This is a genomic window from Bizionia sp. M204 (assembly GCF_023205095.1).
GTDB classification, from domain to species: Bacteria; Bacteroidota; Bacteroidia; order Flavobacteriales; family Flavobacteriaceae; genus Algorimicrobium; species Algorimicrobium hallyeonense.
In genome coordinates, this window is record NZ_CP046242.1 from 1155110 (window position 1) to 1181628 (window position 26519).

Here is a 26519-nt window from a genome sequence, read left to right on the forward strand (position 1 = left end):
GAATTACTTTTCCATAGCAGCAGTAACTGCAGCAGATAAACGCTTATAGGTTCCGTTTTCTAAACGGGTTCTTATCGCATCAAAAGCATCCAACGTAACTCTTACATCTTCCAACGTATGTGTTGCAGTTGGAATCATTCGTAGTAAAATTAATCCTTTAGGAATCACTGGATATACAACGATAGAACAGAAAATACCATAGTTTTCACGCAAGTCTTTTACTAATGCCATAGCTTCCGGAATACTTCCTTTTAGGTAAACTGGTGTTACACAACTTTGTGTTGTTCCAATATCAAAACCACGTTCTTTTAATCCAGATTGTAGCGCATCAACAATTTTCCAAAGATTTTGCTTTAATTCTGGCATGGTACGTAACATGTCCAAACGTTTTAAAGCACCAACCACTAATTGCATTTGCAATGATTTCGCAAACATTTGCGAACGTAAGTTGTATTTTAAGTAATCTATAATTTCTTTATCAGCCGCAATAAAAGCACCAGTACTTGCCATAGATTTTGCAAAGGTTGCAAAATAAACATCTATACCATCCTGAACGCCCTGCTCCTCACCTGCTCCAGCTCCAGTAGCACCAAGTGTACCGAATCCGTGTGCATCATCCACAAAGAATCTGAAATTATATTTTTTCTTTAATTCTACGATTTCCTTCAAACGACCTTGCTCACCACGCATACCAAAAACACCTTCTGAAATCACTAAAATTCCACCGCCAGTTTGTTCTGCCATTTTAGTAGCACGCTCCAAGTTTTTCTCTAAACTTTCAACGTCATTGTGCTTGTATGTAAAACGTTTACCCATATGCAAGCGCACACCGTCAATAATACAGGCGTGAGCATCCACATCATAAACAATTATATCATCTTTAGATACCAAAGCATCAATAGTTGATACCATTCCTTGGTACCCAAAATTTAATAAGTAAGCCGCTTCTTTATCAACAAAAGCTGCTAATTCATTTTGTAGTGTTTCATGAAGTTCCGTGTGACCGGACATCATACGTGCACCCATTGGATATGCAGAACCATAAGCTGCACCAGCTTCAGCATCTACTTTACGAACTTCTGGGTGGTTAGCTAAACCTAAATAATCGTTTATACTCCATGTTACCACTTCTTTTCCTCGGAATTTCATACGATTAGAAATTTCACCTTCTAATTTTGGGAATACGAAATAACCTTCGGCATGGGAAGCCCATTTTCCTAGAGGCCCTTTATCTCTGTATATTTTATCAAATAAATCTCTCATAAAGCTATTAATCTAGTTAGATGATGCAAAATTAGATATTTAAAATTTCACAACATAATAATTTTACGTTCTATTATTAACAACACATGATAGTTAACTAAAAATGTTTAGAGCTAACTATCATGTGTTATATATGCGGACATCCTTAAATAAATTCGATGCCTTCTTTATCTTTTACTTTGGCAGTATCTAAAAAGCCTTGTTCCTTCATCCATGTATCGCTATATATTTTACTCATATAACGTGAACCGTGATCTGGAAAAACAACAACAATGACATCATTTTCACCAAATGTATTTTCTTCATTTAATTGTTTGATGGCTTGCATAGCTGCGCCAGAAGTATACCCTACGAATAAACCTTCGGTTTTAGCAATTTCACGAGCTGTAAGTGCACTTTCTTCATCGGTTACTTTTACAAATTCATCAATTACATCAAATTCAGTAGCTGTTGGAATTAAGTTTTTACCTAAACCTTCTATACGGTATGGATAGATTTCTTTCTCGTCAAATTCCCGTGTTTCATGATATTTCTTCAACACAGAACCATAGGCATCTACGCCTAAAATTTTAATATCCGGATTTTGTTCTTTTAAGTATTTAGCAATTCCAGAAATAGTTCCTCCGGTACCACTACACGCCACTAAATGCGTGATTTTACCTTCGGTTTGACTCCAAATTTCTGGACCCGTAGAATGGTAATGGGCGTCTATATTTAATTCGTTAAAATATTGGTTGATATAAATAGAACCTGCTGTTTCTTCATGTAAACGTTTGGCAACTTCGTAATAGGATCTCGGATCGTCTGCAGCTACATGTGCTGGACAAACGTATACTTTGGCTCCCATGGTTTTTAGCATATCAATCTTATCTGGAGACGACTTTGAACTCACCGCCAAAATACATTTATATCCTTTTATGATACTCACCATAGCTAAACTAAAACCAGTGTTTCCAGAGGTTGTTTCTATTATAGTGTCGCCAGGTTTTAAAATACCTTGCTTTTCAGCTTGTTCAATGATGTATAGTGCAATTCTATCTTTGGAAGAGTGTCCTGGATTAAAGGCTTCTACCTTTGCAAAATAGTTACCATTAAAAGGTGCTGTAATTGTATTCAATTTTATTAAAGGCGTGCTACCAATAAGATCTAACACGCTATTGTAAACTTGATTTTTGTGTCCCATATTTGCTATTTGAGTAACTCCATTTTTTGGTAAAATGCAGCTTAAAACCTCGCAAAAATACAACTTTTTTTTTAACTATTGGTTAATTCCCTCTAAATCCAGTAAAAACGCGTACTCCAATGCCACTTCTTTTAAACTCTCAAATCGTCCAGAAGCACCGCCATGACCCGTATGCATATCAACTTGTAACAATAATATGTTTGAATCGGTTTTTAAATCGCGTAATTTGGCAACCCATTTGGCGGGTTCCCAATACTGAACTTGAGAATCGTGAATTCCTGTTGTAACCAAAAGATTTGGATAGTTCTGTGCTTTTACGTTGTCATAAGGTGAATAAGATTTCATATAATGATAATAGGTTTCTTCATTAGGATTTCCCCATTCATCATACTCACCTGTTGTTAGTGGAATAGAATCATCCAACATCGTTGTTACCACATCTACAAAAGGAACAGCTGCAACCACGCCATTGTATAATTCAGGATTCATATTGATGATAGCTCCCATGAGTAAACCACCTGCTGAACCGCCATTAGCATACAACTGTTTTGTTGTCGTATAATTTTGATCAATGAGATACTTGGAACAATCTATAAAATCGGAAAACGTATTTTCTTTCCTTAATAATTTACCGTTTTCATACCAATCACGACCTAAATATTCACCGCCTCGAATATGAGCAATGACATAAATAAAACCACGATCTAGTAAACTTAAACGAATAGTAGAAAAATACGGATCTATTGTAGCACCATACGAACCATAGGCATATAATAATAGCGGATTTTTCCCATCCTTTTTCACCCCTTTTTTATGAACGACAGACATCGGAATTTTTTCTCCATCTCTGGCTGTTGCCCAAATGCGTTCAGAGGTATAATCATCTTTATTAAAATCGCCTAAAACGTCTTGCTCTTTTAAAACGGTGTTTGTTTTCGTTTTAAAATCAAATTCCATTACAGAACTTGGAGTCGTCATGGCATTATAACCATACCTTAAGACATCAGAATTAAACTCCGGATTATTACCTAAATAGGCTGTGTATGTTTCACTGTTAAAGGGTAAATAATAATCTTCGGTACCATTCCAACCAATAACACGTAATTTATTAAGACCTTGAATGCGTTCATTTAACACATAATAGTCGCGAAATATTTCTATATCCTCTAAAAGTACATCTGGTCTGTGCGGAATAACATCTACCCAATGCGTTTTACCTGTATTAGTTTCTGGGGTTTTTTGAAGTTTGAAATTAATGGCTTTATCATTATTTGTAATAATATAAAAGGCATCATTATAATGCGTTATAGCATATTCCAATCCGCGTTCACGTTCCTGAAACATCTTAAATTCACCTTCCGGATTATCAGCTGGCAATATGCGATATTCAGACGTTAAGGTACTTGATGAACCAACAACAATATATTTTCTTGACTTCGTTTTATAAACAAAGGCATTAAAAGTTTCATCTTTTTCATGATAAACCTCTATATCTTCTGATGCTTTCTCATGTATATTATGCTTAAATATTTTATAAGCACGCAAAGTCACGGGGTCTTTTACCGAATAAAAAACTGTTTTATTATCACTTGCCCAGGTACAACCACCTGTGGTGTTTTTAATTTTATTTGGGTGCAATTTCCCAGTTTCTAAATTTTTTATTTGAATGGTGTATTGACGTCTGCTTACCGTATCTACCGAAAAAGCAGCCATGGTATTATCTGGACTAATAGAAATACCACCTAATTTAAAGTATTTATGCTTTTTAGCCAGTACATTACAATCAAACATAATGTACTCTTCAGCTTCTAACGACTCTTTTTTCCGCGTATAAATAGGGTAATCCTTTCCTGTTTCAAAACGTGTTATATACCAATACCCGTTATAGAAGTATGGCACAGACTCATCATCTTCCTTGATACGCGCTTTCATTTCCTCAAAAAGTGATTTTTGAAAATTTTCCGTAGGCTTCATTACGGCTTCGGTGTAAGCATTTTCGGCGTTCAAATAGTCTATAACTTCTGAATTCTCCCGATCGTTAAGCCAGAAATAATTATCTATACGTTCATCTCCATGTATAATTAGAGATTTTGCTATTTTTTTAGCTATTGGAGGGTTGGATATTTTTTTCAAAAAAAGAGGGTTTAATCAGCTGGCAAAAATAGAAAAATTAAATAGCTTTGTATCTAATAAAAATTGATATTATTATGTTTGGAGATCTTATGGGAATGATGGGTAAAATTAAAGAAACCCAAAAGAAAGTTGAAGAAACAAAAATGCGTTTAAATTCCGTGCTTATTGATGAAACGAGCGCAGATAATAAATTGAAAATCACGATTACGGCCAATAGAACCATTAAAGATATTAGTATTGACGAAGCGCTTTTAGAAGACAAGGAAGCGCTTGAAGATTATTTGGTTCTAACCTTAAATAAAGCCATTGAGCGCGCTAGTCAAGTTCATGAAACTGAAATCGCTGCGGTTGCTAAAGATGGCATGCCAAACATTCCTGGAATGGATATGTTTAAATAAAGGGTGGATTAGCGCTTCCTTTAATCTTGCCTATTTCTAAATGACAATAAAATACTTTATACCGTTGCACCGCTTAAAACCGTCATAAAGTAGTCATGCATGGAATCGGTGTAATCTAAATGGGTAACTATACGTAACTTTCCACTTCCCATACCACTTAATCGAATTCCTTTTTCTGAAAAATAGTTTAGAAACTTGGCTTCTTTTTCACGTTCCGCTAATTCAAAAATAACAATATTAGTTTCAACAGGAACGACTTTCTTTATAAATGGTAAGGACTGTAAAACAACGCCCATTTCTTTAGCTTTTTGATGATCGTCAGCTAAACGCTCCACATGATTATCTAAAGCAAATAAGCCGGCAGCGGCCAAATAACCAACTTGTCGCATACCACCTCCAAGAATTTTTCGGATTCTAATGGCGTTTTGCATGATTGCTTCATCGCCAATTAAAACGGAACCAATTGGGCAACCCAATCCTTTACTTAAACAAACTGAAATGGTATCGAATACCTGACCATAATCTTGAGCGGTTTCATTTTTAGCTACCAATGCATTCCACAAACGAGCGCCATCTAAATGAAAACCTAATTCATTGGTATCACAAACAGTTCGAATTTTTTTCAATTCTTCAAAATCCCAACACGAACCTCCACCTCTATTTGCGGTGTTTTCAACTTCAACGAGTTTGGTTAAAGGACTGTGATAAAAATCGGGCGGATTAATGGCATCTAAAACTTGCGCTGCGGTAAACATACCATGATTGCCTTCTAATAATTTACAAGAAACACCACTATTAAAGGACACCCCTCCACCTTCATAATGATAAATATGGGCATCTTTATCGCAAATCACCTGGTCGCCAGGATTGGTATGCAGTTTTATGGCGGTTTGGTTCGCCATAGTTCCCGTAGGAAAAAATAAGGCTTTAGGCTTTCCAAATAGTTTGGCTAACCGCTCCTCTAGTGCATTTACCGTTTCATCTTCTTTATAGACATCATCGCCGACTTGAGCGGATAACATAGCGTCCAACATCCCTTTTGTTGGTTTGGTAACTGTATCGCTTCGTAAATCAATTTTCATAAAAACAACTATTAAATTTGGCTTAAAATTAATCCATTTTAAGTTTTCTGTTGGCGCTTTTAATTATATTTTTGTTAAAATTTAAAAGTTATGATTACTTCAGATCAAATTAAAGATCTAAAAAACCGCCTTGAGAAATTAAGGCACTATCTTTGACGTAGATGCCAAACTAATTGAAATTCAGAACGAAGAGGAACAAACCTTCGATCCTAATTTTTGGAATGACTCCAAGGCTGCCGAAGCCATTATGCAATCCTTAAGAAATAAAAAGAAATGGGTTTCTGGATATGAAGAAGGTGTCTCACTTCACGAAGATTTAGAAGTTATTTATGAATTCTATAAAGAAGGTGAAGCCACGGCCGAAGATTTAGAAAGTCGTTTTGAAAAAACCGAAACCCTTATTGAAGATTTAGAGTTTAAAAACATGCTTTCGGAAGAAGGTGATAGTTTAAGCGCTGTATTACAAATTACGGCTGGAGCCGGTGGTACGGAGAGTTGTGATTGGGCAAGCATGCTGATGCGTATGTATTTAATGTATGCCGAAAAAAGTGGCTTTAAAGTTAAGGAGTTAAACTTCCAAGATGGTGATGTGGCCGGAATTAAAACCGTAACCTTGGAACTAGAAGGCGATTTTGCCTTTGGATGGCTGAAAGGTGAAAATGGGGTGCATCGTTTGGTACGGATTTCTCCTTTTGATAGTAATGCCAAGCGCCATACTAGTTTTGCTTCGGTTTATGTGTACCCTTTAGTTGATGATACGATTGAAATAGATATTAACCCAGCAGATATTGAAATTACTACAGCACGCTCTAGTGGTGCTGGAGGTCAAAATGTAAATAAAGTTGAAACGAAAGTTCAGCTAACCCACAAACCGTCAGGTATTCAGATTTCTTGTAGTGAAACACGATCGCAACATGATAACCGTTCACGCGCTATGCAAATGTTGAAATCGCAATTATATGAAATTGAATTGCAAAAACAGCTCGCGCAACGTGATGATATTGAGGCCGATAAAATGAAAATTGAATGGGGAAGTCAAATTCGTAATTATGTGATGCATCCTTATAAATTAGTTAAAGATGTAAGAACCGCTCATGAAACTGGAAATGTAGATGCCGTTATGGATGGTGATATTGAACCATTTTTAAAAGCCTATTTAATGATGATGGGGCAAAAAACAGAAGAAACGGATCAACTATAAACTATAAAAATAAATTATGATAACAATTTATCACAATAATCGCTGTAGCAAAAGCAGAAGTGGATTGGAAATTCTAGAAAATTCAGGGAAACCGTTTGAGGTGAAAAAATATTTAGATGATGTGCCTTCAGAAGCTGAACTCAAAAATGTTATATCCTTATTAGGTATAAAACCTATAGATTTGGTTAGAAAAAACGAGGCCATTTGGAAGGAACAGTATAAAGGTAACGATTTGTCGGATGCCGAAATTGTTTCAGCCATGGTTAAAAACCCGAAACTAATTGAGCGCCCGATTGTTGTAAATGGTAAGCAAGCTGTAATTGGCAGACCACCAGAAAATATCTTCGAAATCATTTAAAAATAAAGGCTTTGATTGTTAAAATTGAAGCTTTTTTATTTAACAAATTTTTAACCAAAACCCTTTAAACCAAAGGCTATTTTTGCAGTCTTATACGCAAAAATACATTCATGAATAAACTAATTTTATCATTCTCCCTAATCGTTTTAGCAGCGTTCAACCTGACTGCTCAAAACAACAAAGAAGTTACCATAACAGGTAAAGTATTTGAAAAAGCAACTAATTTTCCACTTGAATACGCAACTGTTGCCTTTATTAATAAGGCTGAAAATCGAATTGTAACAGGTGGTATTACAACAGAATCAGGCGCTTTTAGTATTCCTGTTCCTAGTGGAACCTATGATGTTACCATAGAATTTATTGGCTTTGACAAATTAACAATTCCAAACCAAGTTCTTACTTCAGATAAAAATTTAGGCACAATTGGATTAGCTGAAAATGCGCAAGCACTAGATGAAGTAGAGATTATAGCCGAAACAACAACGGTTGAAATTAAGCTAGATAAAAAAATATACAATGTAGGTAAAGATTTAACGGTAAGAGGTGGTACTGTTAGTGACGTATTAGACAATGTTCCTTCGGTATCTGTGGATGTGGAAGGAAATGTAGCTTTACGTGGTAATGAAAATGTAAGGATTTTAATTAACGGAAAACCATCTGGTTTGGTAGGTTTAAATAGTACAGACGCTTTGCGTCAATTACCAGCCGAATCCATTGAACGCGTAGAAGTTATTACCTCGCCTTCTGCCAGATATGACGCTGAAGGAACTGCTGGTATTTTAAATATTATTTTACGTCGTAGTAAACTTCAAGGTTTCAATGGTGCGGTTACAGCAAACGTTGGTCACCCAGAATCAGCAGGAATTTCAGGAAATATTAACTATAGAACTGGAGATGTTAACATTTTTAACACGACTAGTTATGACTACCGTAAAGTTCCAGGTAACTCATCTACCTACACACAGTTTTATAATAAAAAATATGATAGTATGGGTAATTTAATAAGCGATTTACCAGATACTTTTGTAGATGAAACCAATGATTATGACCGTATTCGTAAAGGCATAAGCACCAATTTTGGTGTGGAATGGTATATTACAGATTCGGCATCTTTAACAGGATCTATTTCTTACAGAAATGGTGATAATGAAAGTAATACAACAAATAGATTAACACAGTATGACGTTAATGGTGCTTTTGTTTCCGAATCTAATCGTTTTGATCCAGAAGAAGAGGAAGATAAAGTTATGCAGTACGCATTAAACTTTATGAAAGATTTTGACAATAGTGGACACAAATTAACATTAGATTTTCAATATGAAGATAATTCAGAAGATGAGTTTTCTGAAGTATTTGTTGAAGGTATAAATTCTGAACGTGTTTCTACTATTGAAGATCAACGTCGTATTTTATTACAAGCCGATTATGTATTACCAATCGGTGAAAAAAGTCAATTTGAAGCAGGATATCGCGGAAACTTTAATGACCAAGACACAGATTATAATGTAGCGCTTTTAAATACGAGCACCAATGAATTTGAAAATGCAACAGGCCTAACCAACTTTTTAAACTATCGTGAATATGTGAATGCGGCTTATACCCAGTTTGGTAGTAAAATTGGTAGTAAATTTTCATTCTTATTGGGATTACGTTTAGAAAATACACGTATTACTATTGACCAACCTACTAGTGGTGATTTTAGTAAAAAAGACTATAATGGTCTATTTCCAACGGTAAATTTAAGCTATGAGTTAAGTGATAATGAAAATGTAACTATGGGATATAGCAGACGTATTCAACGTCCAAGATCATGGTTTATAAATCCGTTTCCTTCTCGTTCTAGTGTTACCAGTATTTTTAGAGGAAACCCGGAGTTGGCACCTAGTTATTCTGGTTTATTTGATGTGGGCTATTACAAGAAGTTTGGTAAAGTATCTTTAAATACCTCCGCTTACTACCAACACGCTACAGATGCCTTTAGCTTTGTAAGTTTTGATACAGGAAGAACAGAAACTGTTGATGGTCAAGAATTAGCCGTAATAGAACGTACGCCAATTAACCTAGCAGAAGAAAATAGATATGGTTTTGAGTTTACCGTAACGTATAACCCAATGAAAAAGTGGAATGTAAATGCCAACTTTAATATTTTCCAACAGTCAGTTATTGGAACCACCCCTAACGGTTTATCTCTAGATAATGATAATACAAGTTGGTTTGCACGTTTAAACAATAAATACACATTACCAGGTCAGATAGAATGGCAAACAAGTTTAAATTATAGAGGACCTTCTTCTGATGCACAAAACGAGCGTGAAGGTGTTTTCTCTGCAAATATGGCATTTAGCAAAGATTTATTTAATGAAAAAGCATCTATTGCTTTCAATGTAAGTGATTTACTTAATAGTAGAAAACGTACTATGAATACATCAACATATACGTATTATAGTACATCAGAATTTCAATGGCGTGAGCGTAGTTTCAACGTATCATTCACTTACCGCTTTAACCAACAGAAGAAACGTCAAGACCGTGGCGGATCCAATGGTGGCGGTGATTTTGATTACGAAGGCTAATTTTAAAACCCACTATAAATTAAAAGACTGTCTGAAGAGGCAGTCTTTTTTTTTGTCTTTAATTTGATTTGTGTACCAACCATACCGCGTTTAGATGAAAAACCATAAAAACTGGTCATAAAAAAAACGTCCAAAATTTCTTTTAGACGCTTGTATATATGTTTTCTAATTTAAGATTAGCTCAACGCTTCTCTTTTGGCTTTCTTCTCTTCGCGAATTTCTTTCATACGTTCAATTAAAGCACCTCCAATCCAATAAGGAATGACAAATGTTATTAAAAAAATCATTAACCAAAAACCGATTGTTAAAATGGTTAAAAATGCTAAAAACCCTAAATATTGGTCAAAATCGAACATAATAAAAATTTCTTTTGTTGATAACTATGGCAAATATACGTGAAATGCTTTTTTTACACAACAGTAAATTCAAGATTTATTAACATCTTTTATTTCCTATTGTTTAATAACTTTTAAGAATGTCTCATTTTGTAAAAGTCCCACTAATTTTAAATAATAAAGTCCTGCACTTAAACTACTCATATTTATTTGGCTGTTAGGCTTTACAGTTCCATTAAGCACTTTAGCACCACTAATAGTGTATAGTTCGAATTGCTTTTCTTCCTGCAAACCTGATAACCGGATAAACTGTTTGGTAGGATTTGGATATATTCTTGGAATAATAACAGACTTATTACCTTTAATACTCAACAAAGTTCCTAGATTTTCCACTTTAAAAATTTTATCTCCCTGACCACCAGCAATAAAAAGTTCGTTGTTATGGACTAACAAGTTTAAAGGCTGGCCACTCAAGTTTGATAAGAATTCTTCAGCTACTAAAACAGGTTCATTCATATCTACAGTCATCAATTTATAACTTAATCCCAAGCCTACAATTAATGTGTCTTCAAAAAAGGCTAATGAGTAAATATTAGAATCGAAATCGGAAATAACATCTTCAATTACCGGATTAGCGTCTGTAATATTAATTTTTGAAACTTTATTGGCATAGCCAAAATATAACTCATCTCCTTTTAAGGCGAAAGCCAAAATTCGCGCTTCAATATTCTGAACAACTATTACAGCATATGGATTGGTAGCATTTAAATCTATTTTAGAAATTCTATCTTCACCTGAAATAAATAGTTCATTTTCTGTAGCTATTAATGCGCGCGGTATGTTGGAGTAAATTACACGGGTTTCTGTAGGATTAGGATCATTGATATTTATTTTCCATACATGTTGGGTTGCAAAATACAGTTCATCACCAACCAAGCAAACAGCCCGTGGATATGTTAAATTAGTAACTATATCTTCCTTCACAGGATTACTAATAGATATATCAGCTTTGGATATTACGCCTGAATGTTCCGCAATAAATATCTCTTCCCCACTTATGGCAATTCCAATGGGATGATCTAATCCGGTTACAACATCCACTGTTTGAGAGAATAAATTGTTAGTAAATAGGAATACAACTACTACGAGTAAATTTTTAATCATCAATTGTTTTATTATAATTACTAAACAAAGAAGCACCTTTTAAATTAAAATTTAAGAATTCCCTAAGCATTATTTTTGTTTGATTCCTGTTTCTTGTAGAAATATTCGAAGATAAAACAACTAAATATAATTGCTAAAATGACTACGACTCCAACCAAATTTGATTGATATTGCTGAATGACTAAAGTAACAAAAGCTATGGCGCACATTAGAAACCCTATTAAGGGAATTAATTTTTTCCCTTGTATTTCACGAGATAATTTAAATGCCACATAATTTACAATGGCAAAAATTAATAAAAATCCTGCGCTTCCAGCAGTAGAAATACTTTCAAGCTCTAAAGTATTTGCTATCAATAAGGTTAACACGGCCGTAATAAGTAATCCAATAGGCTGATTCCAGAGTTTACTAGTTAAGTGATGTGGTAATTCATCATCTTCCGCAACTTCAAAACTCACACGACTTCCACCATAAAGGGATGCATTTATTGCCGAAAAAGTTGAAATTAAAGCAGCTACCGTAATAATGGTAAATCCTACTTTACCAAGCATGGGTTTGGCTGCTTCCGCTAACACATAATCTTCTGCTTTTGCTATAGTTTCAAATGGCAAAGAACCTACTGTTACTATTGCAATAATAACATACAGAAAAACCACAAACCAAACGGAATAACTATAAGCTTTAGGGATATTAATTTCTGGATTAATAATATCTGGTGCCGCATTGGCAATAAGTTCAAAACCTTCATAAGCTACAAAAATAACCATCCCTCCCGTTAATAATAAAAGTGGACTTTCCCAATTAGAAACAGCAAGTTGCTCAACATTAGGATTGCCAAACAACCCATACAGACCAACAACTATAAAACCTAGTAATATAAGTAGCTTTATTATTACAGCATAAGATTCTATTTTACTTACCACCGCAATACTGTAGTAATTTATTATGGTCGCTATAATTATAATGCCACTTAAGTATACATGCGAATCCCATGAAGGATTTCCGGTAATATTAAATAAATTAGGCACATAAGATCCAAAAGCAGAAGCATAAAGCGAAAGCATAATAATATAACTCACCCACAACAAATTATTAATGGCGCCACTGAAAACAGTTTTTCCGAAACCCTGATTTATAAATTTAACAGTGCCACCTCTATCGGGAAAAGCTAATGATAATTTTGAATAACTATAAGCTGTCAAACTCGCTATAATTCCAGCAAAAAGGAATGCAATGGGAGTGCCACCTTGTGCTAATGAAACGGCTAATCCTAACACCGCAAAAATACCACCTCCAACCATACCTCCTATTCCAATGGATATGGCTTCACGTAAACTTATTTTAGCATTGGAATTTGTGTTATTTTTCATAAAATCATGGAATCGTTATAATTAAAAGTAACATTTTTTATTTATTGGTAACCTTTAAGGGAAGATTTTCTAACAAATAACACCTTAACAGCTACAGGATTTAGTCATAAAATCGTAATTTTGCAGAACAACTAAATTTATTTCAACTTATATATATCATGAATTTTAGAATAGAAAAAGATACCATGGGCGAAGTTAAAGTGCCTGCGGAAAAACTTTGGGGCGCACAAACAGAACGCTCCAGAAACAACTTTAAAATTGGTGCACCTGCATCTATGCCATTAGAAATTGTTTACGGTTTTGCTTACTTAAAAAAAGCAGCAGCCTATACAAATTGTGAATTGGGTGTGCTTGCTGAAGAAAAACGCGATCTGATTGCGCAAGTTTGTGAAGAAATTTTAGAAGGCAAACACGACGACCAATTTCCCTTAGTTATCTGGCAAACCGGTTCTGGTACACAAAGTAATATGAATGTTAATGAGGTTATTGCCAATAGAGCACATCAAATTGCTGGTAAAACCATAGGTGAAGGTGAAAAAACCATTCAACCAAATGATGATGTCAATAAATCGCAATCGTCAAATGATACCTTTCCTACAGGCATGCATATTGCAGCTTATAAGAAAATTGTGGAACATACGATTCATGGTGTTATTCAATTACGAAATACACTTCATAAAAAATCATTAGCTTTTCATGATGTAGTAAAAATTGGACGTACCCATTTAATGGATGCTACACCTTTAACTTTAGGTCAAGAATTTTCGGGTTACGTATCCCAATTAGATCATGGTTTAAAGGCTTTGGAGCATACATTACCTCACTTATCGGAATTAGCCCTGGGTGGAACTGCCGTAGGAACAGGCTTAAACACACCTGAAGGTTATTCAGAATTAGTAGCGAAATACATTGCTGATTTTACTGATTTACCGTTTGTAACAGCACCTAATAAGTTTGAAGCTTTAGCGGCTCACGATGCTTTGGTTGAAACACATGGCGCTTTGAAACAATTAGCCGTTTCTTTAAATAAAATTGCTAATGATATCCGAATGATGGCTTCAGGACCACGTTCAGGGATTGGTGAAATCACGATTCCAGCAAACGAACCTGGAAGTTCCATTATGCCAGGAAAAGTAAATCCAACACAGTGTGAAGCATTAACTATGGTGTGCGCTCAAGTTATGGGTAACGACGTGGCTGTTACTATTGGCGGCATGCAAGGTCATTATGAATTAAATGTTTACAAACCAATGATGGCTGCCAATGTTTTACAATCGGCACAATTACTTGGTGATGCTTGTATGAGTTTTGATGAGCATTGCGCACAAGGCATTGAACCTAACCACGATGTTATTAAAAAATTATTAAATAACTCATTAATGCTTGTAACCGCTTTAAACACCAAAATAGGCTATTACAAAGCTGCAGAAATTGCAAATACAGCTCATAACAATGGTACAACCTTAAAAGAAGAAGCTATTAATTTAGGCTATGTAACTGCGGAAGATTATGATGCTTGGGTAAAACCAGAAGATATGGTAGGCAGTATAAGTAAATAAAAATAAATATATTACGCTATTAACAACAAATTTTAAAAACATGAAACAAAATTTACTCCTATTTACAGGATTGCTTTTTATGAGCTTTTCTGTAAATGCACAAATATCATTTGTAAAAAGCACAATTGATGCGAGTACAAGTGCAGAACCATATACCATAGCCTCTGGATATTTAGATGGAGATGCCTATTTAGATTTGGCTGTAGGATCCGATGTTACGGGTGAAGTAACCTGGTATAAAAATAATGGTGATGGTACATTTGCAACCGGTATCATTTTAACAGCTGTAGGTCCTAACGCTTTATCTTATGTTGAAGGATTAACAATTGCCGACATAAATGGTGATGGTGATAACGATATTATAGCAGCAAGTTATGTTGGTGGTAATTTAGTATGGTTTGAAAATAATGGTGACGATACCTTTCAACCTGCTTTGACAATTTCATCCAGTATTGCTGGTGCAGGAACGGTTATAGCAGCTAACATTGATAATGATGTAAATGGCTATTTAGATCTTATAATCACTTCTTATGATGGCCATAGTGTCGTATACTTCTTAGGAAATGGCGATGGTACCTTTGGAACACTTCGTTATGTAGTTCCAGTAACGCCTGGTAGTGGTCCTGGAACAATGGATATAGCTGATTTTGATGGCGATGGCGATTTGGATGTTGTTGTTGGATTCACAGGAAATGGCGATGTTAAATTATATGACAATCGTTTAATTCCAGATGGTCTAGATGGTTCGGGCAACGTACCTTTTACAGCTTATACAAATAATGTGGATACCGGAAATGGATTTTTGTTTTCAGTTATATTTGCAGACATCAATGATGATTCTAATCTTGACATTGTGAGATCAGACAATAATCCAGGTGCAAACCCGGCCATTGCTTGGTATTCAAATGATATAAGCGGAACTGGCACCACATTTACAGAAACTACCATTGCAACCACTATAAATAGATCCGCTGCCATAGGTGTTGCCGATTTTAACAACGACTCTTACAATGATTTAGTTGTTGCTAATGGTCGTGCAACAGATAACGATTTTATATGGTTTACCAGTAATGCCACTGGTGGCTTGGGAAGTGAAATTCTTATTGATGATAATAGTTCTGCAGCTTTTGATTTAGAAATTCAGGATTTTGATAATGATGGCGATCTAGATATAGCAAGTATTAGCTATTTACAAGATGACGTTTTTATTTTTAAGAATGATTTATTTACCTTAAGTACTCCAGAATTTCAAGTTAGTACATTTGGTATCTATCCAAATCCAACTTCTAATACCTTAAATTTTAAAACAACAAATCAAGAGCCTTTCAAAATTCTAGCATACAATATTTTAGGTAAAGAGGTTTTAAATACAACGGTTTTGAATAATTCTTTAGACGTTTCCATACTTGCAAATGGCGTATACCTTTTGAAGGTTGAAAACTTAGACAAAACATTCAAATTTGTAAAGCAATAACAAAACGTCCATTTATAATATCTAAAACGCTAGTAATAATTTTTGCTAGCGTTTTTTTATTACCCAAAATTTAAGCAACTTTGAAAAAACTACTATCGTGACGACATTAATAACAAACATTCAAGAATTACTTCAAGTTAGAGACACAAACATTTTAAAGGTTTCTGGAAAAGACATGAAGCAGCTACCAACCATTAAAAATGCCTATCTTTTAATAGATGATGATACCATTGTAGGCTATGGCCATATGGAAGATTGTAAAAATATTGAAGCAGATACAGTAATTGATGCCACAGGAAAAGTGGTTTTACCTACGTGGTGTGACTCTCATACACATATTGTTTATGCTGGAAATAGAGAACAGGAATTTGTTGATAGAATTAACGGTTTAAGTTATGAGGACATTGCCAATCGTGGAGGTGGTATTTTAAATTCTGCTGAAAAATTACAACAAACCAGTGAAGACGATTTATTTGAACAATCTGTTAAACGATTAAAAGCCGTTATGAAATTAGGAACTGGCGCCATAGAAATTAAATCTGGCTATGGACTAACAGTAGAAGCCGAATTAAAAATGCTTCGGGTTATCAAGCGATTAAAACAAGATTTTCCTCTAAAAGTCAAAGCAACACTTTTAGCAGCACACGCAGTGCCAAAAGACTATAAAGACAATAAAGATGGTTTTGTTGATTTAGTTATAAATGAAATGATTCCAAAAGTTGCCAAAGAGCAATTGGCAACCTATATTGATGTGTTTTGCGAAAAAGGTTATTTCGATTTAAACGATACAGAACGTATATTAAAAGCTGGTAAATCACATGGATTAATTCCTAAAATTCATGTAAATCAATTCAATGCCTTTGGTGGTATTGAAGTAGCTGTAAAAAACCAAGCCATTTCTGTAGATCATTTGGAAGAATTAAACGAAAGCGATATTGCCATGCTAAAAACAGGTAATACCATGCCAGTCGCACTTCCATCTTGCTCCTATTTCTTAAGCATCCCTTACACTCCAGGACGCCAGTTAATTGATGCTGGATTACCACTAGCATTAGCTTCAGATTATAACCCAGGCTCCACCCCTAGTGGAAATATGAATTTTGTGGTTAGTACGGCATGTATAAAAATGAAGTTAACACCAGAGGAAGCCATAAACGCAGCCACAATAAATGGTGCTTATGCTATGGGAATAAGCGCTATGTACGGCAGTATAACACGTGGAAAAAAAGCAAATATCATTATTACAAAAGCCATTCCTAGCTATGCTTTTTTACCCTATGCTTTTGGTGATAATCATATTGACACGGTCATGATAAATGGACAAATTGTTTAATTTCAATTTAACACAACAATCTAAATTATCTCAAGAACTCCTACATATAGGTGTTTCTAATTTTAATGACGCGCTTACCTATGTACAAAATTTACCCTATGGAAGGAACAGCAATAGAAGTGAATATACGCTAATACTAAAAGAACACAAAGGAACCTGCTCTACAAAACATGCCTTTTTAGCAGCACTAGCAAATCAAGAAAATATACTTCAAGTAAAACTCTTTTTGGGTATTTATAAAATGTGTGAAGAAAACACAGAGGGTGTTTCAGCAGTATTAGAAAACTACCAGTTACCTTATATTCCAGAAGCTCATTGCTATTTGAAAATAAATAATAACATAGCAGATGTTACAAGAAATAGTAACAATCACATTTCTTTTGAAGCCTCATTACTTTATGAAGAAGAAATTGTATCACATCAAATTGGTGATTATAAAGTGAAACGTCATCAAGATTATTTAAAGGACTGGATTGTTTCAGAATCAATCACTTATAATTTTAAAACCATTTGGAATATCCGAGAAGCTTGTATTCAAAGTATTTCAAAATAATTATATAAAAAACCCGAAAGCCTAAACTTTCGGGTTTTACTAGTATTAGCTCTATGGAAAACTATTACTAGTTTATTTTAATCTAATATAAATTCTGAAGTAGCAACTAAATCTTTTTGATTAAAAACATTAACCATATAGCGACCTTTTTCAAACTTGTTATCACCATTTGGTGAAACAAATTCACAAATATTTAAACTAGAATTTTCATAATTAAATTTACTAACAAGACTGTAATTTAATACCTTTTCACCAAATTCAATTTGCTCATTAGCTCCCATGGTATTGTTTTTTGGGTCAATAACCTGAATGTATAATTCTTGATCACCGCCTTGTACTAATGTGTTTTTTGGAACGGTAAAACATACACGAATTTTATCAGCACGTCTTGCACTTTCAGTAGGAATTAATTTTCCTGAATTTCGTTCAATAACACCATAACCTTTTAAGCTAACGGCTCCTAAAACGGCTGCATTACTAACTACTTCAGCTAATGCTGTATTTTGAACCATTAAAGAATCCGTAAACATAGTACGTTCTTCCAAACGGATTTTAGTACTATCTAAAGAGGTCGCTAGCAACTCATTTTCAATTTTCAATCGGTCATTTTCAGTTAATAACACATTCATTTCTTTCTGTAATGCTGTGTATTTAGACTTGTAGCGGTATAAACTCTGTACGTTCGTTTCAGAAACTTTAAGCGAGTCAATTAAACCTTGAATACGTCCTTTGGCTTCAACTAACTTTTCATTGGCTATAGTATTATCGCCAATAACAATATCATATTGCTTGGCCATATTGCTCAAATCGTTCATCACCATTTCCTTCTCTTGCAATAATTGCGTTTCCGTTTCCTTTTTTTCATTGTAAAGCTTGGAAGTATAAATTCCTGTAGCTACAAATAAAACTAAAGCAATTCCTAATGCCACTTTTAATCCTGTACTGTTTTTATTAGATTCCATAAATAAATTCGTTTTTTAAAAAATTAAAGTTACTACTAATTTTGTGCTTTTTTAAGCAATTGTTTTTAAAGTTTCAAATATAAAGTACATTTATACTTTATATCTAATTTACATCATTTATGGATAAACTGGTACTGTTTAATGAGTCAAACCTCAATTCGCTAATTAATAAGCGTCCAGATGAATCCAAATTTGGAGAGCATATTACTATAATTCCCAAACCTACAGATATATACGAGCAACTTAAAAATTTGGACGTTCAGTATATAATTTTTGGTATTCCAGAAGATGTTGGTGTATTTGCTAACCTAGGAAAATCGGGCACTTCCAAGGCTTGGGATGCCTGCCTTAAAGTTTTGTTAAATATTCAAAGTAACGCGTTTACACATGCACATAAGGTTTTAATTCTAGGCCATTTGGATTTCTCTGAAGAACTGAAAATGCTATCACAGCTAGACCAGGCCAATCCAAAAGATCTTCAAAAATCTCGTAAATTGGTAAAGCAAATAGATATCCATGTCGCCCAATTAATTTCCACAATTGTTAAATCTGGAAAAACACCCATTGTTGTTGGTGGTGGCCATAACAACGCTTACGGAAATATAAAAGGAACTTCACTCGCTTTGAAAAAGCCTATAAATGTTATTAATTTTGATGCACATTCAGATTTCAGAGCTGAAGAAGGCAGACATAGCGGAAATGGTTTTAGTTATGCTTATTCTGAAGGTTTTTTGAAAAAATATTTTATTTTCGGATTACATGAGAACTATACGTCTGCTGCTATTTTTAAGCAATTAGAAAATAATTCACACATAGATTTCAACACATTTGAAGCACTGGAAATACGAAAAGAAGTAAAGTTTAAAACCGAAATAAATCGCGCCTTACAATTCATTAACTCAAAACCGTATGGAATTGAATTAGATTGTGATGCTATTCAGAATACGCCAAGTAGCGCCATGTCACCTAGCGGATTCAGCGTTAGTAAAACACGAATGTTTTTAAATGCTGTAGCACAAAGTAAACACGCCATGTATCTTCATCTGTGTGAAGCTGCTCCAACGCCAGAAACTGAAGCCCAAGTAGGTAAACTCCTAACGTATTTAATAACCGATTTTATTAGATCACATGCCAATACTTGAAATCATCCCATTTGAAAAACAATACGCTAAAAATTTTTATGCGTTGAATATGGAGTGGCTTAAAACCTATTTTTATGTAGAACCGTTTGATGAAGAAGTTTTAAGCAATCCCGAAACCTATATTATTAACAAAGGAGGTCATATATTTTTTATTCGAATAAAGCATAAAATAGTTGGAACGGTTGCTCTTATGCCAACGCCTAATAAAAAGGTTCTAGAACTTACTAAAATGGCTGTTTCACCAGAATTGCGCGGTCAAAATATGGGACAGAAATTAATGCAATATTGTATTGAGTTTGCCAGAAAAGAAAACATCAAACAACTACTGCTCTACTCAAACACAAAATTGGTAAATGCTATTTATATTTATAGAAAATTTGGGTTTGTAGAAATTCCTGTTGAAACCAATTCGCCCTATAAACGCGGTAACATAAAGATGATTTTAGATTTGTAGTTTCGGCTTCTTTTATAATAATCGTATCTTTATTTTCTAATACAGTCTAATATGAAAACTAAATATCTTTCAATCTTTTTCCTTACCATTTTATTTTATGCTTGTAAATCGGATAAAGAACAATCAGCGCCTATCTTGAATGAAACTGAAATAAAAACCGAAACAAAGGTTAAGGTACCGTCAAAAACAGATACACCTAATTATTACGTTGAATCTGATATCAAAATAACACCCATTGAACATGCCAGCATGGTTATTACTTTCCATGACACCTCAATTTATGTGGATCCTGTTGGTGAAGTAGTTCGTTATGCAGATTTTAAGAGTCCATCTTTTATTTTAATCACAGATATTCATGGGGATCATTTGGATATTAAAACTTTAGAAGCAATCAATACCACAAACACCATTATTATAGGTCCTCAAGCTGTTAAAGATAAATTACCGGAATCTTTACTGGCCAATTTTACCGTTTTGGAAAATGGTCAGAAAAAAGATGATTTCTTGAACAAAACGGCAATGTATATTGAAGCAATTCCCATGTATAACTTAAGAGAAGAGGCTTTAAAATTTCACCCTAAAGGACGTGGAAATGGCTATATTTTAGCTATAAACAAGACGCGCATATATATTTCTGGTGATACAGAAGATATTCCTGAAATGCGTAATCTGAAAAATATTGATATTGCTTTGGTTTGTATGAATTTACCCTACACCATGCCAATTGAAGCTGCGGCTGATGCTGTTTTAGCTTTTCAACCAAAAACCATTTTGCCATATCATTATCGTGGCACTGACGGATTTAGCAATGTAGAAAGTTTTAAAAAACGTATCAACGACCAAAACAAGTCCATTGAAGTGATTCAATTAGATTGGTATAAATAATCACAATATTTTCATTTTTAGTTGATTAGTTAAAAAAATATTTTATATTTGACTAGCTATTAACCCAATCTATTACCTACTATGTTTCTTAAATGTACTACCTATCTGTACCACAGTTTTGTTTTAATGGAACAAATTAGCATTGTAAAAATACTTGCTATTACTGTTGTATTCTTTTTAATCCTACTCATATTAGGTGTTAGAAAATCAATAATTTTAAAAAAAGAAAATGAGCGTTTAAGCAAATCTTCACCATCTATAGATGAAGATATTAATAAACCTTATAAGGATTTTACCGAAGGACACATGTATAATAACCATTAAGTTACAGTAATGGAAATACTTATTTACATGGTCATTTTTAATTTTTTAGTTTTAAGGATTGCTTTTAAAACGAAAATTGGGTTATATACTATTTCTCCAGAAAAGCGATGGAAAAAAGCCAATGATAAATTTGAAAAAAATTTAAGCGCCTTAAAAGAAAATAGAAGTTGATAATTTCAAAATGGATTCCGGGCATTTGTATGAATCCGAATAACAAATACTAAAAAAAAGCCTCGTAATTACGAGGCTTTTTTTTAAACAATTAGCGAACTAATTTTTTATACTTAATACGTTTTGGCATCATATCGCCACCCAAGCGTTTTTTCTTATTTTCTTCGTAATCGCTAAAACTACCTTCAAAAAAGTAGACTTCACTATTGCCTTCAAACGCTAAAATGTGCGTACAAATTCTATCTAAAAACCAACGGTCGTGACTAATTACGACGGCACAACCTGCAAAGTTTTCTAAACCTTCTTCTAATGCACGTAATGTATTTACGTCCAAGTCGTTTGTAGGCTCATCCAATAATAAAACGTTACCTTCTTCTTTTAATGTCATGGCTAAATGCAAACGGTTACGTTCACCACCAGATAATAATTTTACTTTTTTATTTTGTTCACCACCTGAAAAATTAAAACGACTCAAATAGGCTCTAGAGTTAACTTCTTTTCCTCCCATCATTATTAAATCCTGTTCATCACTAAAATTCTGCCAAATGGTTTTTTCTGGGTCTATATTAGAATGACTTTGATCCACGTAAGCAATTTTTGCTGTTTCACCCACTACAAATTCGCCTTTATCAGGTTCAATTTCACCCATAATCATTTTAAAAATCGTGGTTTTACCTGCACCATTTGGACCAATAATTCCAACGATTCCTGCTTGTGGTAAATTGAAATTTAAATCTTCGTATAATAATTTATCATCATAACCCTTACTCACGCCTTTAGCTTCAATAACATTGGTTCCTAAACGTGGACCATTAGGAATGTAAATTTCTAATTTCTCATCCAATTGTTTTTGGTCCTGACTCATTAATTTATCGTAGTTATTTAAACGCGCTTTTTGTTTGGTTTGACGACCTTTAGCGCCTTGACGTACCCATTCTAGCTCACGTTCCAACGTTTTCTGACGTTTAGAAGCTACTTTACTTTCTTGAGCCATTCGTTTTGATTTCTGGTCTAACCACGATGAATAATTTCCTTTCCATGGAATACCTTCCCCTCTATCTAATTCCAAAATCCATCCAGCTACATTATCCAAAAAGTATCTATCGTGCGTAACGGCAATTACAGTTCCTTTATATTGCGCTAAATGATGCTCTAACCAATGTACAGACTCTGCATCCAAGTGGTTGGTTGGCTCATCTAATAATAATACGTCAGGTTCTTGCAATAATAAGCGACATAAGGCTACACGACGGCGCTCACCTCCTGAAAGAATGCCAATCTTTTTATCGCCATCTGGCGTTCGCAACGCATCCATGGCTATTTCTAATTTAGTGTCTAATTCCCAAGCATCTGATGCATCAATTTGATCTTGAAGAATAGCCTGACGATTCATTAGCTTTTCCATTTTATCGGCATCTGAATATACTTCCTCCAGACCAAACATATCATTAATTTTATTATACTCGTCCAAAATAGCTACAGTTTCGGCTGCGCCTTCACGAACAACTTCCATAACCGTTTTCTCATCATCCAATTGAGGTTCTTGCTCTAAATAGCCCACTGAATAATCTTGAAGAAAGGTAACATCACCTTGGTAGTTTTTATCTTGACCTGCAATAATTTTTAATAAGGTGGATTTTCCAGATCCATTAAGACCTAGAATTCCAATTTTTGCGCCATAAAAAAAACTTAAATAAATGTTTTTTAACACAGGTGTGTTGGCACCTGGAAATGTCTTGGTTAAACCAGACATGGAAAAGATTACTTTTTTATCGTCACTCATAATATTGTTCTGTTATTGAGTTATGTTTTTATAATGTTATAATTTAAATAGGACTCTATAAGGAGCTTGAATACAGACTAAACGCGCCCTTTCAAAGCATTGAAAACCCATGCGATTGCGAAAAAACCGATTCCAACAGCTGCAAATCCCCAACCTGCTACATCATCATATCTAAATGCACCAAGTGCTATTAATGCCAATCCTACGAAAATCATAATGGCAGTCGCCCAAGCTAAAACCGTATTTTTATTCATTGCCATAATTTGTTATTTTATTTAAAAGTTAGCAAATACAAATATCGTGATTTTTAACAGAAAAAGCAGCCTTTAAGCTGCTTTTTAATTCTATTATTTCATGAAAATTATCATATTGGAACCTCGATAAATAGTAATCCCGAATCTTTATTTGCTTGAATCAAAAACGTATCCGTTTCTGAAATACCCAAAGCATCTCTAGTTTCCAATGTTTCTTTTTCTATGGTTACATTTCCAAAAATATTCATGATATACACCCCATGATTTTTACTTTTTAGTTGATATTCAAATGTTTTGCCTCCATCTAAATCCATTCTTGAAATAATGGCATCTTGATGAATTTTTAAACTACCTTCATGATTAGCATCAACCGATGTTACTAATGTTTGTAGCGCATTTTTCCTATCTAATTCATTAAACGCCTTTTGTCCATAACGTGGTTCTACATTTTGCTTGTTGGGAATTACCCATATTTGAAACAAACTTAAATGTTCATCTTTGGACCCATTTATTTCAGAATGATGCACGCCAGTTCCAGCACTCATTACTTGAACTTCGCCAGGCAAAACCGATTGCCAGTCTTCCTTCATGTTGTCCCGATGTTTTAAAACACCACTTAAAGGAATGGTAATAATTTCCATGTTTTCATGTGGATGTGTTCCAAATCCCATTTTAGGCGCAATAACGTCATCATTTAAAACACGTAAAGCGCCATATTGCATGTTATCTTTATTATAATAGTTAGCAAAACTAAAAGAGTGATTTGCTTGCAACCAACCATGATTGGCAAACCCTCTGTTTTCGGCTTTATGTAGAAGTGTTTTCATTTTAGTGCCCACGAAAGTGAGTGGTTTTAATTTTTTAATCCAACCAAAGGAGGGACATTATTAAATATTAAATTGAAAAATATGCTATCGTAATTTATCTAGTAAATCACTTAAATGTCCCGCTTCATCCTCTGTAAGATTTTCTAAAAAATCCAGATTCAAATCGGCAGAAATTTCTTGAATGAGTGCCAATCCTTCTTTTGTAATATGAATATAAACTACTCGTCTATCATAATCACATGGCATACGCTCTATCAGGTGTTTTGCCGATAGTTTATCCATAAGTCGTGTAGCATTTGGTGCGCGTTCAATCATCCGATCCTTAACAGTTTGCGCCTTTAAAGGTTCTCCTGCACCTTTTAAAATTCGTAATATATTATACTGCTGTGGTGAAATACCGAAAGGCTTAAAAAAAGCATTCTGTTTATTGGTAATCCAACCGGCTGTAAACAGGATATTTATTAAAGCTTTGACTTTATTATTTTCAAAACGTGAATTGACATCATCAGCTATATTTCCCATTATCTCAAATTTAAAATCTATGAATTTTTATCATAAATAATATCTCTATAATCTTCTTGTTTCTTTTTAAAAACGTGTTGCGCATAGGAACAACTAGCTACCGCTTTTAAATTATTTTCACGCATGAATGCAACAGCGGCATCAATAAGTTTATAACCAACACCTTGACCGCTTAACGAGGCATCTACTTCAGTATGATTGATATCAATAACATCATCAGACTGAAATCTATATGTCATTTCGGCTTTTTGCTCGCCATCTATTTCAATATAAAATTTGCCGCTTTTATCTTGTTTTTTATGTTTAACTTCCATGATTAATCTCGTTTTTAAATAATTCAACTTTATTTTTTAATTCCAAGTTTAGGGCTTCTTCAATTAGTTTTCCGCCTTGAAAATTGGTTCCAAACATGGGTAAAGAAAATTCTGCTATAATGTGCGCTTCATGTCTTGGAAAACGATCTTTAGCAATGGCTAAAACAGATGCACCTCCTCTACCGCCTGGTGATGCTGCCATTAAAAACATAGGCTTATTAGCAAATGTTTTTGGATTAATTCGTGACATCCAATCGAAAGCATTTTTAAATACCGTACTGTAAGCCCCATTATGTTCTGCTAATGATATTAATAAACCATCGGAATTTTGGATGTGATTGAATAAATTTTTAGCTGAATCCGGATGACCATCTCGAGCTTCCAAATCAACACCAAAAAGCGGCATTTCAAAATCGTTTAAATCTAAAACAGTTACTTCAAAATTGGCGTCTTCTATTAAACCCGCTGTGTATTCCACTAACTGTTTGTTAATGGATTTCTTACTGTTACTTCCGGCAAATGCAATAATTTTTTTCATGTTAATTTTGTAGTCTTTTGTTAAATATATACGACACCACCAATAGAATAATTGCTAGTACGGCCGCTAATTGTTCGCCGTCACCTATCATGTAATGCGCAAAAAACGCCAAAATAAATGCATAAAAGTAACCTGCATACGCCCATTCTTTTATGGTTGTTAAACTTGGTGTCCATAATGCAATTAATCCCAGCAACTTAATTACCGCATACGGATAAATTAAATAGGTTGGATATCCAAAATTGGTAAACAAAGTAGCTACATCATCATACATAAAAAAATACATGCCTGCAGAATACAATAATAAAATAGACAGTAGTCCAGTAGCAACGTAATAAATAATTTTATCCTTTTTCATTTTAAT

The 26519-nt window shown here is 34.2% G+C and carries 27 protein-coding genes; 12 read left to right on the forward strand and 15 right to left on the reverse strand.

Going from position 1 to position 26519, the window contains the following annotated elements:
* Positions 1-3: 3 nt before the first annotated feature.
* The 3 genes from GMA17_RS05185 to GMA17_RS05195 all read right to left on the reverse strand — a co-directional run bounded on the left by GMA17_RS05185 (position 4) and on the right by GMA17_RS05195 (position 4579).
* Positions 4-1263: an aminotransferase class I/II-fold pyridoxal phosphate-dependent enzyme gene (locus GMA17_RS05185; RefSeq protein WP_248399879.1), complete on the reverse strand. Its 1260-nt coding sequence runs from the start codon at positions 1261-1263 to the stop codon at positions 4-6.
* Between the two features lie 145 nt (positions 1264-1408).
* Entirely contained in the window at positions 1409-2446 is a 1038-nt protein-coding gene (locus tag GMA17_RS05190) for a PLP-dependent cysteine synthase family protein (protein ID WP_248399881.1), read from the reverse strand.
* 75 nt (positions 2447-2521) lie between these two features.
* Positions 2522-4579: a S9 family peptidase gene (locus tag GMA17_RS05195; RefSeq protein WP_248399883.1), complete on the reverse strand. Its 2058-nt coding sequence runs from the start codon at positions 4577-4579 to the stop codon at positions 2522-2524.
* Positions 4580-4653: 74 nt separating this feature from the next.
* Here GMA17_RS05195 and GMA17_RS05200 point away from each other — a divergent pair, with 74 nt between their 5' ends.
* Positions 4654-4977, forward strand: a complete 324-nt coding sequence (locus GMA17_RS05200) for a YbaB/EbfC family nucleoid-associated protein (RefSeq protein ID WP_248399885.1) — start codon at positions 4654-4656, stop codon at positions 4975-4977.
* A gap of 56 nt (positions 4978-5033) precedes the next feature.
* Here the strand turns inward: GMA17_RS05200 and GMA17_RS05205 are convergent, their stop codons facing one another.
* On the reverse strand, positions 5034-6059 hold the full coding sequence (locus GMA17_RS05205; RefSeq protein WP_248399887.1) for a low specificity L-threonine aldolase: 1026 nt from the start codon (positions 6057-6059) through the stop codon (positions 5034-5036).
* Between the two features lie 90 nt (positions 6060-6149).
* On the opposite strand from GMA17_RS05205, the gene prfB reads away from it, so the two are divergent.
* From prfB to GMA17_RS05220, 3 genes are all read left to right on the forward strand, one after another.
* Positions 6150-7260 (forward strand): peptide chain release factor 2 gene (prfB, locus tag GMA17_RS05210; protein ID WP_248399889.1). Its coding sequence is split into 2 segments (ribosomal slippage): positions 6150-6212 and positions 6214-7260, totalling 1110 coding nucleotides; the frame shifts between segments, so codons are not numbered across the junction.
* 16 nt (positions 7261-7276) lie between these two features.
* Entirely contained in the window at positions 7277-7618 is a 342-nt protein-coding gene (gene arsC / locus GMA17_RS05215) for an arsenate reductase (glutaredoxin) (RefSeq protein WP_248399891.1), read from the forward strand.
* A 110-nt stretch (positions 7619-7728) separates the two neighbouring features.
* Positions 7729-10191: a TonB-dependent receptor domain-containing protein gene (locus GMA17_RS05220; RefSeq protein ID WP_248399893.1), complete on the forward strand. Its 2463-nt coding sequence runs from the start codon at positions 7729-7731 to the stop codon at positions 10189-10191.
* Positions 10192-10367: 176 nt separating this feature from the next.
* Here GMA17_RS05220 and GMA17_RS05225 read toward each other — a convergent pair whose 3' ends face one another.
* The 3 genes from GMA17_RS05225 to GMA17_RS05235 form a co-directional block, all read right to left on the reverse strand.
* A complete protein-coding gene (locus GMA17_RS05225; RefSeq protein ID WP_066256759.1) occupies positions 10368-10547 on the reverse strand; it encodes a hypothetical protein in 180 nt (59 codons plus the stop codon).
* A 96-nt stretch (positions 10548-10643) separates the two neighbouring features.
* Positions 10644-11690 (reverse strand): T9SS type A sorting domain-containing protein, encoded by a 1047-nt coding sequence (locus GMA17_RS05230; RefSeq protein ID WP_248399895.1) that lies wholly within the window; start codon positions 11688-11690, stop codon positions 10644-10646.
* A 62-nt stretch (positions 11691-11752) separates the two neighbouring features.
* Positions 11753-13060 (reverse strand): APC family permease, encoded by a 1308-nt coding sequence (locus GMA17_RS05235; protein ID WP_248399897.1) that lies wholly within the window; start codon positions 13058-13060, stop codon positions 11753-11755.
* 158 nt (positions 13061-13218) lie between these two features.
* Between GMA17_RS05235 and fumC the strand changes: the two genes are divergently transcribed.
* The 4 genes from fumC to GMA17_RS05255 all read left to right on the forward strand — a co-directional run bounded on the left by fumC (position 13219) and on the right by GMA17_RS05255 (position 17979).
* Positions 13219-14619 (forward strand): class II fumarate hydratase, encoded by a 1401-nt coding sequence (gene fumC / locus GMA17_RS05240; RefSeq protein WP_248399899.1) that lies wholly within the window; start codon positions 13219-13221, stop codon positions 14617-14619.
* Positions 14620-14659: 40 nt separating this feature from the next.
* A complete protein-coding gene (locus GMA17_RS05245; protein ID WP_248399909.1) occupies positions 14660-16093 on the forward strand; it encodes a T9SS type A sorting domain-containing protein in 1434 nt (477 codons plus the stop codon).
* Between the two features lie 97 nt (positions 16094-16190).
* Positions 16191-17426, forward strand: coding sequence for an imidazolonepropionase (hutI, locus tag GMA17_RS05250; RefSeq protein WP_248399911.1), 1236 nt, complete (start codon positions 16191-16193; stop codon positions 17424-17426).
* Positions 17410-17979, forward strand: coding sequence for a hypothetical protein (locus tag GMA17_RS05255; RefSeq protein WP_248399913.1), 570 nt, complete (start codon positions 17410-17412; stop codon positions 17977-17979). The genes hutI and GMA17_RS05255 overlap by 17 nt, the downstream gene beginning before the upstream one ends.
* A 77-nt stretch (positions 17980-18056) precedes the next feature.
* Here the strand turns inward: GMA17_RS05255 and GMA17_RS05260 are convergent, their stop codons facing one another.
* Positions 18057-18941 carry a chromosome partitioning protein ParA gene (locus GMA17_RS05260; RefSeq protein WP_248399915.1) on the reverse strand — a complete coding sequence of 295 codons (885 nt, stop codon included), beginning with the start codon at positions 18939-18941 and terminating at the stop codon, positions 18057-18059.
* A 119-nt stretch (positions 18942-19060) separates the two neighbouring features.
* On the opposite strand from GMA17_RS05260, the gene GMA17_RS05265 reads away from it, so the two are divergent.
* The 4 genes from GMA17_RS05265 (at position 19061) to GMA17_RS05280 (ending at position 21746) form a co-directional block, all read left to right on the forward strand.
* Positions 19061-20083, forward strand: coding sequence for a formimidoylglutamase (locus tag GMA17_RS05265; RefSeq protein WP_248399917.1), 1023 nt, complete (start codon positions 19061-19063; stop codon positions 20081-20083).
* On the forward strand, positions 20070-20537 hold the full coding sequence (locus GMA17_RS05270; RefSeq protein ID WP_248399919.1) for a GNAT family N-acetyltransferase: 468 nt from the start codon (positions 20070-20072) through the stop codon (positions 20535-20537). Before GMA17_RS05265 ends, GMA17_RS05270 begins: the two co-directional genes overlap by 14 nt.
* 51 nt (positions 20538-20588) lie before the next feature.
* The gene (locus GMA17_RS05275; protein WP_248399921.1) at positions 20589-21422 is read left to right on the forward strand and encodes an MBL fold metallo-hydrolase; all 834 of its coding nucleotides are present in this window, start codon (positions 20589-20591) and stop codon (positions 21420-21422) included.
* Positions 21423-21548: 126 nt separating this feature from the next.
* The gene (locus GMA17_RS05280) at positions 21549-21746 is read left to right on the forward strand and encodes a hypothetical protein (RefSeq protein ID WP_248399923.1); all 198 of its coding nucleotides are present in this window, start codon (positions 21549-21551) and stop codon (positions 21744-21746) included.
* A 262-nt stretch (positions 21747-22008) separates the two neighbouring features.
* Here GMA17_RS05280 and ettA read toward each other — a convergent pair whose 3' ends face one another.
* The 7 genes from ettA to GMA17_RS05315 form a co-directional block, all read right to left on the reverse strand.
* Positions 22009-23700, reverse strand: coding sequence for an energy-dependent translational throttle protein EttA (ettA, locus tag GMA17_RS05285; protein ID WP_248399925.1), 1692 nt, complete (start codon positions 23698-23700; stop codon positions 22009-22011).
* A gap of 77 nt (positions 23701-23777) precedes the next feature.
* A complete protein-coding gene (locus GMA17_RS05290) occupies positions 23778-23960 on the reverse strand; it encodes a CAL67264 family membrane protein (RefSeq protein WP_066256404.1) in 183 nt (60 codons plus the stop codon).
* A gap of 104 nt (positions 23961-24064) precedes the next feature.
* Positions 24065-24781 (reverse strand): pirin family protein, encoded by a 717-nt coding sequence (locus tag GMA17_RS05295; RefSeq protein ID WP_248399927.1) that lies wholly within the window; start codon positions 24779-24781, stop codon positions 24065-24067.
* An 84-nt stretch (positions 24782-24865) separates the two neighbouring features.
* Positions 24866-25303 carry a MarR family winged helix-turn-helix transcriptional regulator gene (locus tag GMA17_RS05300; protein ID WP_248399929.1) on the reverse strand — a complete coding sequence of 146 codons (438 nt, stop codon included), beginning with the start codon at positions 25301-25303 and terminating at the stop codon, positions 24866-24868.
* Positions 25304-25320: 17 nt separating this feature from the next.
* Positions 25321-25617 (reverse strand): GNAT family N-acetyltransferase, encoded by a 297-nt coding sequence (locus tag GMA17_RS05305; protein WP_248399931.1) that lies wholly within the window; start codon positions 25615-25617, stop codon positions 25321-25323.
* Entirely contained in the window at positions 25607-26155 is a 549-nt protein-coding gene (locus tag GMA17_RS05310) for an NADPH-dependent FMN reductase (RefSeq protein WP_248399933.1), read from the reverse strand. The genes GMA17_RS05305 and GMA17_RS05310 overlap by 11 nt, the downstream gene beginning before the upstream one ends.
* 1 nt (position 26156) lies before the next feature.
* Positions 26157-26513, reverse strand: coding sequence for a DoxX family protein (locus GMA17_RS05315; protein ID WP_248399935.1), 357 nt, complete (start codon positions 26511-26513; stop codon positions 26157-26159).
* Positions 26514-26519 lie beyond the last annotated feature (6 nt).

What these genes read in the sequence shown, in the direction of transcription:
- GMA17_RS05300 (WP_248399929.1), bottom strand. Translation starts at nt 25,303, where the DNA reads ATGGGAAATATAGCTGATGATGTCAATTCACGTTTTGAAAATAATAAA.
- GMA17_RS05230 (WP_248399895.1), bottom strand. Translation starts at nt 11,690, where the DNA reads ATGATTAAAAATTTACTCGTAGTAGTTGTATTCCTATTTACTAACAAT.
- ettA (WP_248399925.1), bottom strand. Translation starts at nt 23,700, where the DNA reads ATGAGTGACGATAAAAAAGTAATCTTTTCCATGTCTGGTTTAACCAAG.
- GMA17_RS05265 (WP_248399917.1), top strand. Translation starts at nt 19,061, where the DNA reads ATGGATAAACTGGTACTGTTTAATGAGTCAAACCTCAATTCGCTAATT.
- GMA17_RS05315 (WP_248399935.1), bottom strand. Translation starts at nt 26,513, where the DNA reads ATGAAAAAGGATAAAATTATTTATTACGTTGCTACTGGACTACTGTCT.
- GMA17_RS05310 (WP_248399933.1), bottom strand. Translation starts at nt 26,155, where the DNA reads ATGAAAAAAATTATTGCATTTGCCGGAAGTAACAGTAAGAAATCCATT.
- GMA17_RS05205 (WP_248399887.1), bottom strand. Translation starts at nt 6,059, where the DNA reads ATGAAAATTGATTTACGAAGCGATACAGTTACCAAACCAACAAAAGGG.
- GMA17_RS05275 (WP_248399921.1), top strand. Translation starts at nt 20,589, where the DNA reads ATGAAAACTAAATATCTTTCAATCTTTTTCCTTACCATTTTATTTTAT.
- GMA17_RS05255 (WP_248399913.1), top strand. Translation starts at nt 17,410, where the DNA reads ATGGACAAATTGTTTAATTTCAATTTAACACAACAATCTAAATTATCT.
- GMA17_RS05290 (WP_066256404.1), bottom strand. Translation starts at nt 23,960, where the DNA reads ATGGCAATGAATAAAAATACGGTTTTAGCTTGGGCGACTGCCATTATG.
- arsC (WP_248399891.1), top strand. Translation starts at nt 7,277, where the DNA reads ATGATAACAATTTATCACAATAATCGCTGTAGCAAAAGCAGAAGTGGA.
- GMA17_RS05295 (WP_248399927.1), bottom strand. Translation starts at nt 24,781, where the DNA reads ATGAAAACACTTCTACATAAAGCCGAAAACAGAGGGTTTGCCAATCAT.
- GMA17_RS05245 (WP_248399909.1), top strand. Translation starts at nt 14,660, where the DNA reads ATGAAACAAAATTTACTCCTATTTACAGGATTGCTTTTTATGAGCTTT.
- GMA17_RS05185 (WP_248399879.1), bottom strand. Translation starts at nt 1,263, where the DNA reads ATGAGAGATTTATTTGATAAAATATACAGAGATAAAGGGCCTCTAGGA.
- GMA17_RS05225 (WP_066256759.1), bottom strand. Translation starts at nt 10,547, where the DNA reads ATGTTCGATTTTGACCAATATTTAGGGTTTTTAGCATTTTTAACCATT.
- GMA17_RS05235 (WP_248399897.1), bottom strand. Translation starts at nt 13,060, where the DNA reads ATGAAAAATAACACAAATTCCAATGCTAAAATAAGTTTACGTGAAGCC.
- GMA17_RS05200 (WP_248399885.1), top strand. Translation starts at nt 4,654, where the DNA reads ATGTTTGGAGATCTTATGGGAATGATGGGTAAAATTAAAGAAACCCAA.
- GMA17_RS05270 (WP_248399919.1), top strand. Translation starts at nt 20,070, where the DNA reads ATGCCAATACTTGAAATCATCCCATTTGAAAAACAATACGCTAAAAAT.
- GMA17_RS05190 (WP_248399881.1), bottom strand. Translation starts at nt 2,446, where the DNA reads ATGGGACACAAAAATCAAGTTTACAATAGCGTGTTAGATCTTATTGGT.
- GMA17_RS05280 (WP_248399923.1), top strand. Translation starts at nt 21,549, where the DNA reads ATGGAACAAATTAGCATTGTAAAAATACTTGCTATTACTGTTGTATTC.
- GMA17_RS05260 (WP_248399915.1), bottom strand. Translation starts at nt 18,941, where the DNA reads ATGGAATCTAATAAAAACAGTACAGGATTAAAAGTGGCATTAGGAATT.
- fumC (WP_248399899.1), top strand. Translation starts at nt 13,219, where the DNA reads ATGAATTTTAGAATAGAAAAAGATACCATGGGCGAAGTTAAAGTGCCT.
- GMA17_RS05220 (WP_248399893.1), top strand. Translation starts at nt 7,729, where the DNA reads ATGAATAAACTAATTTTATCATTCTCCCTAATCGTTTTAGCAGCGTTC.
- GMA17_RS05305 (WP_248399931.1), bottom strand. Translation starts at nt 25,617, where the DNA reads ATGGAAGTTAAACATAAAAAACAAGATAAAAGCGGCAAATTTTATATT.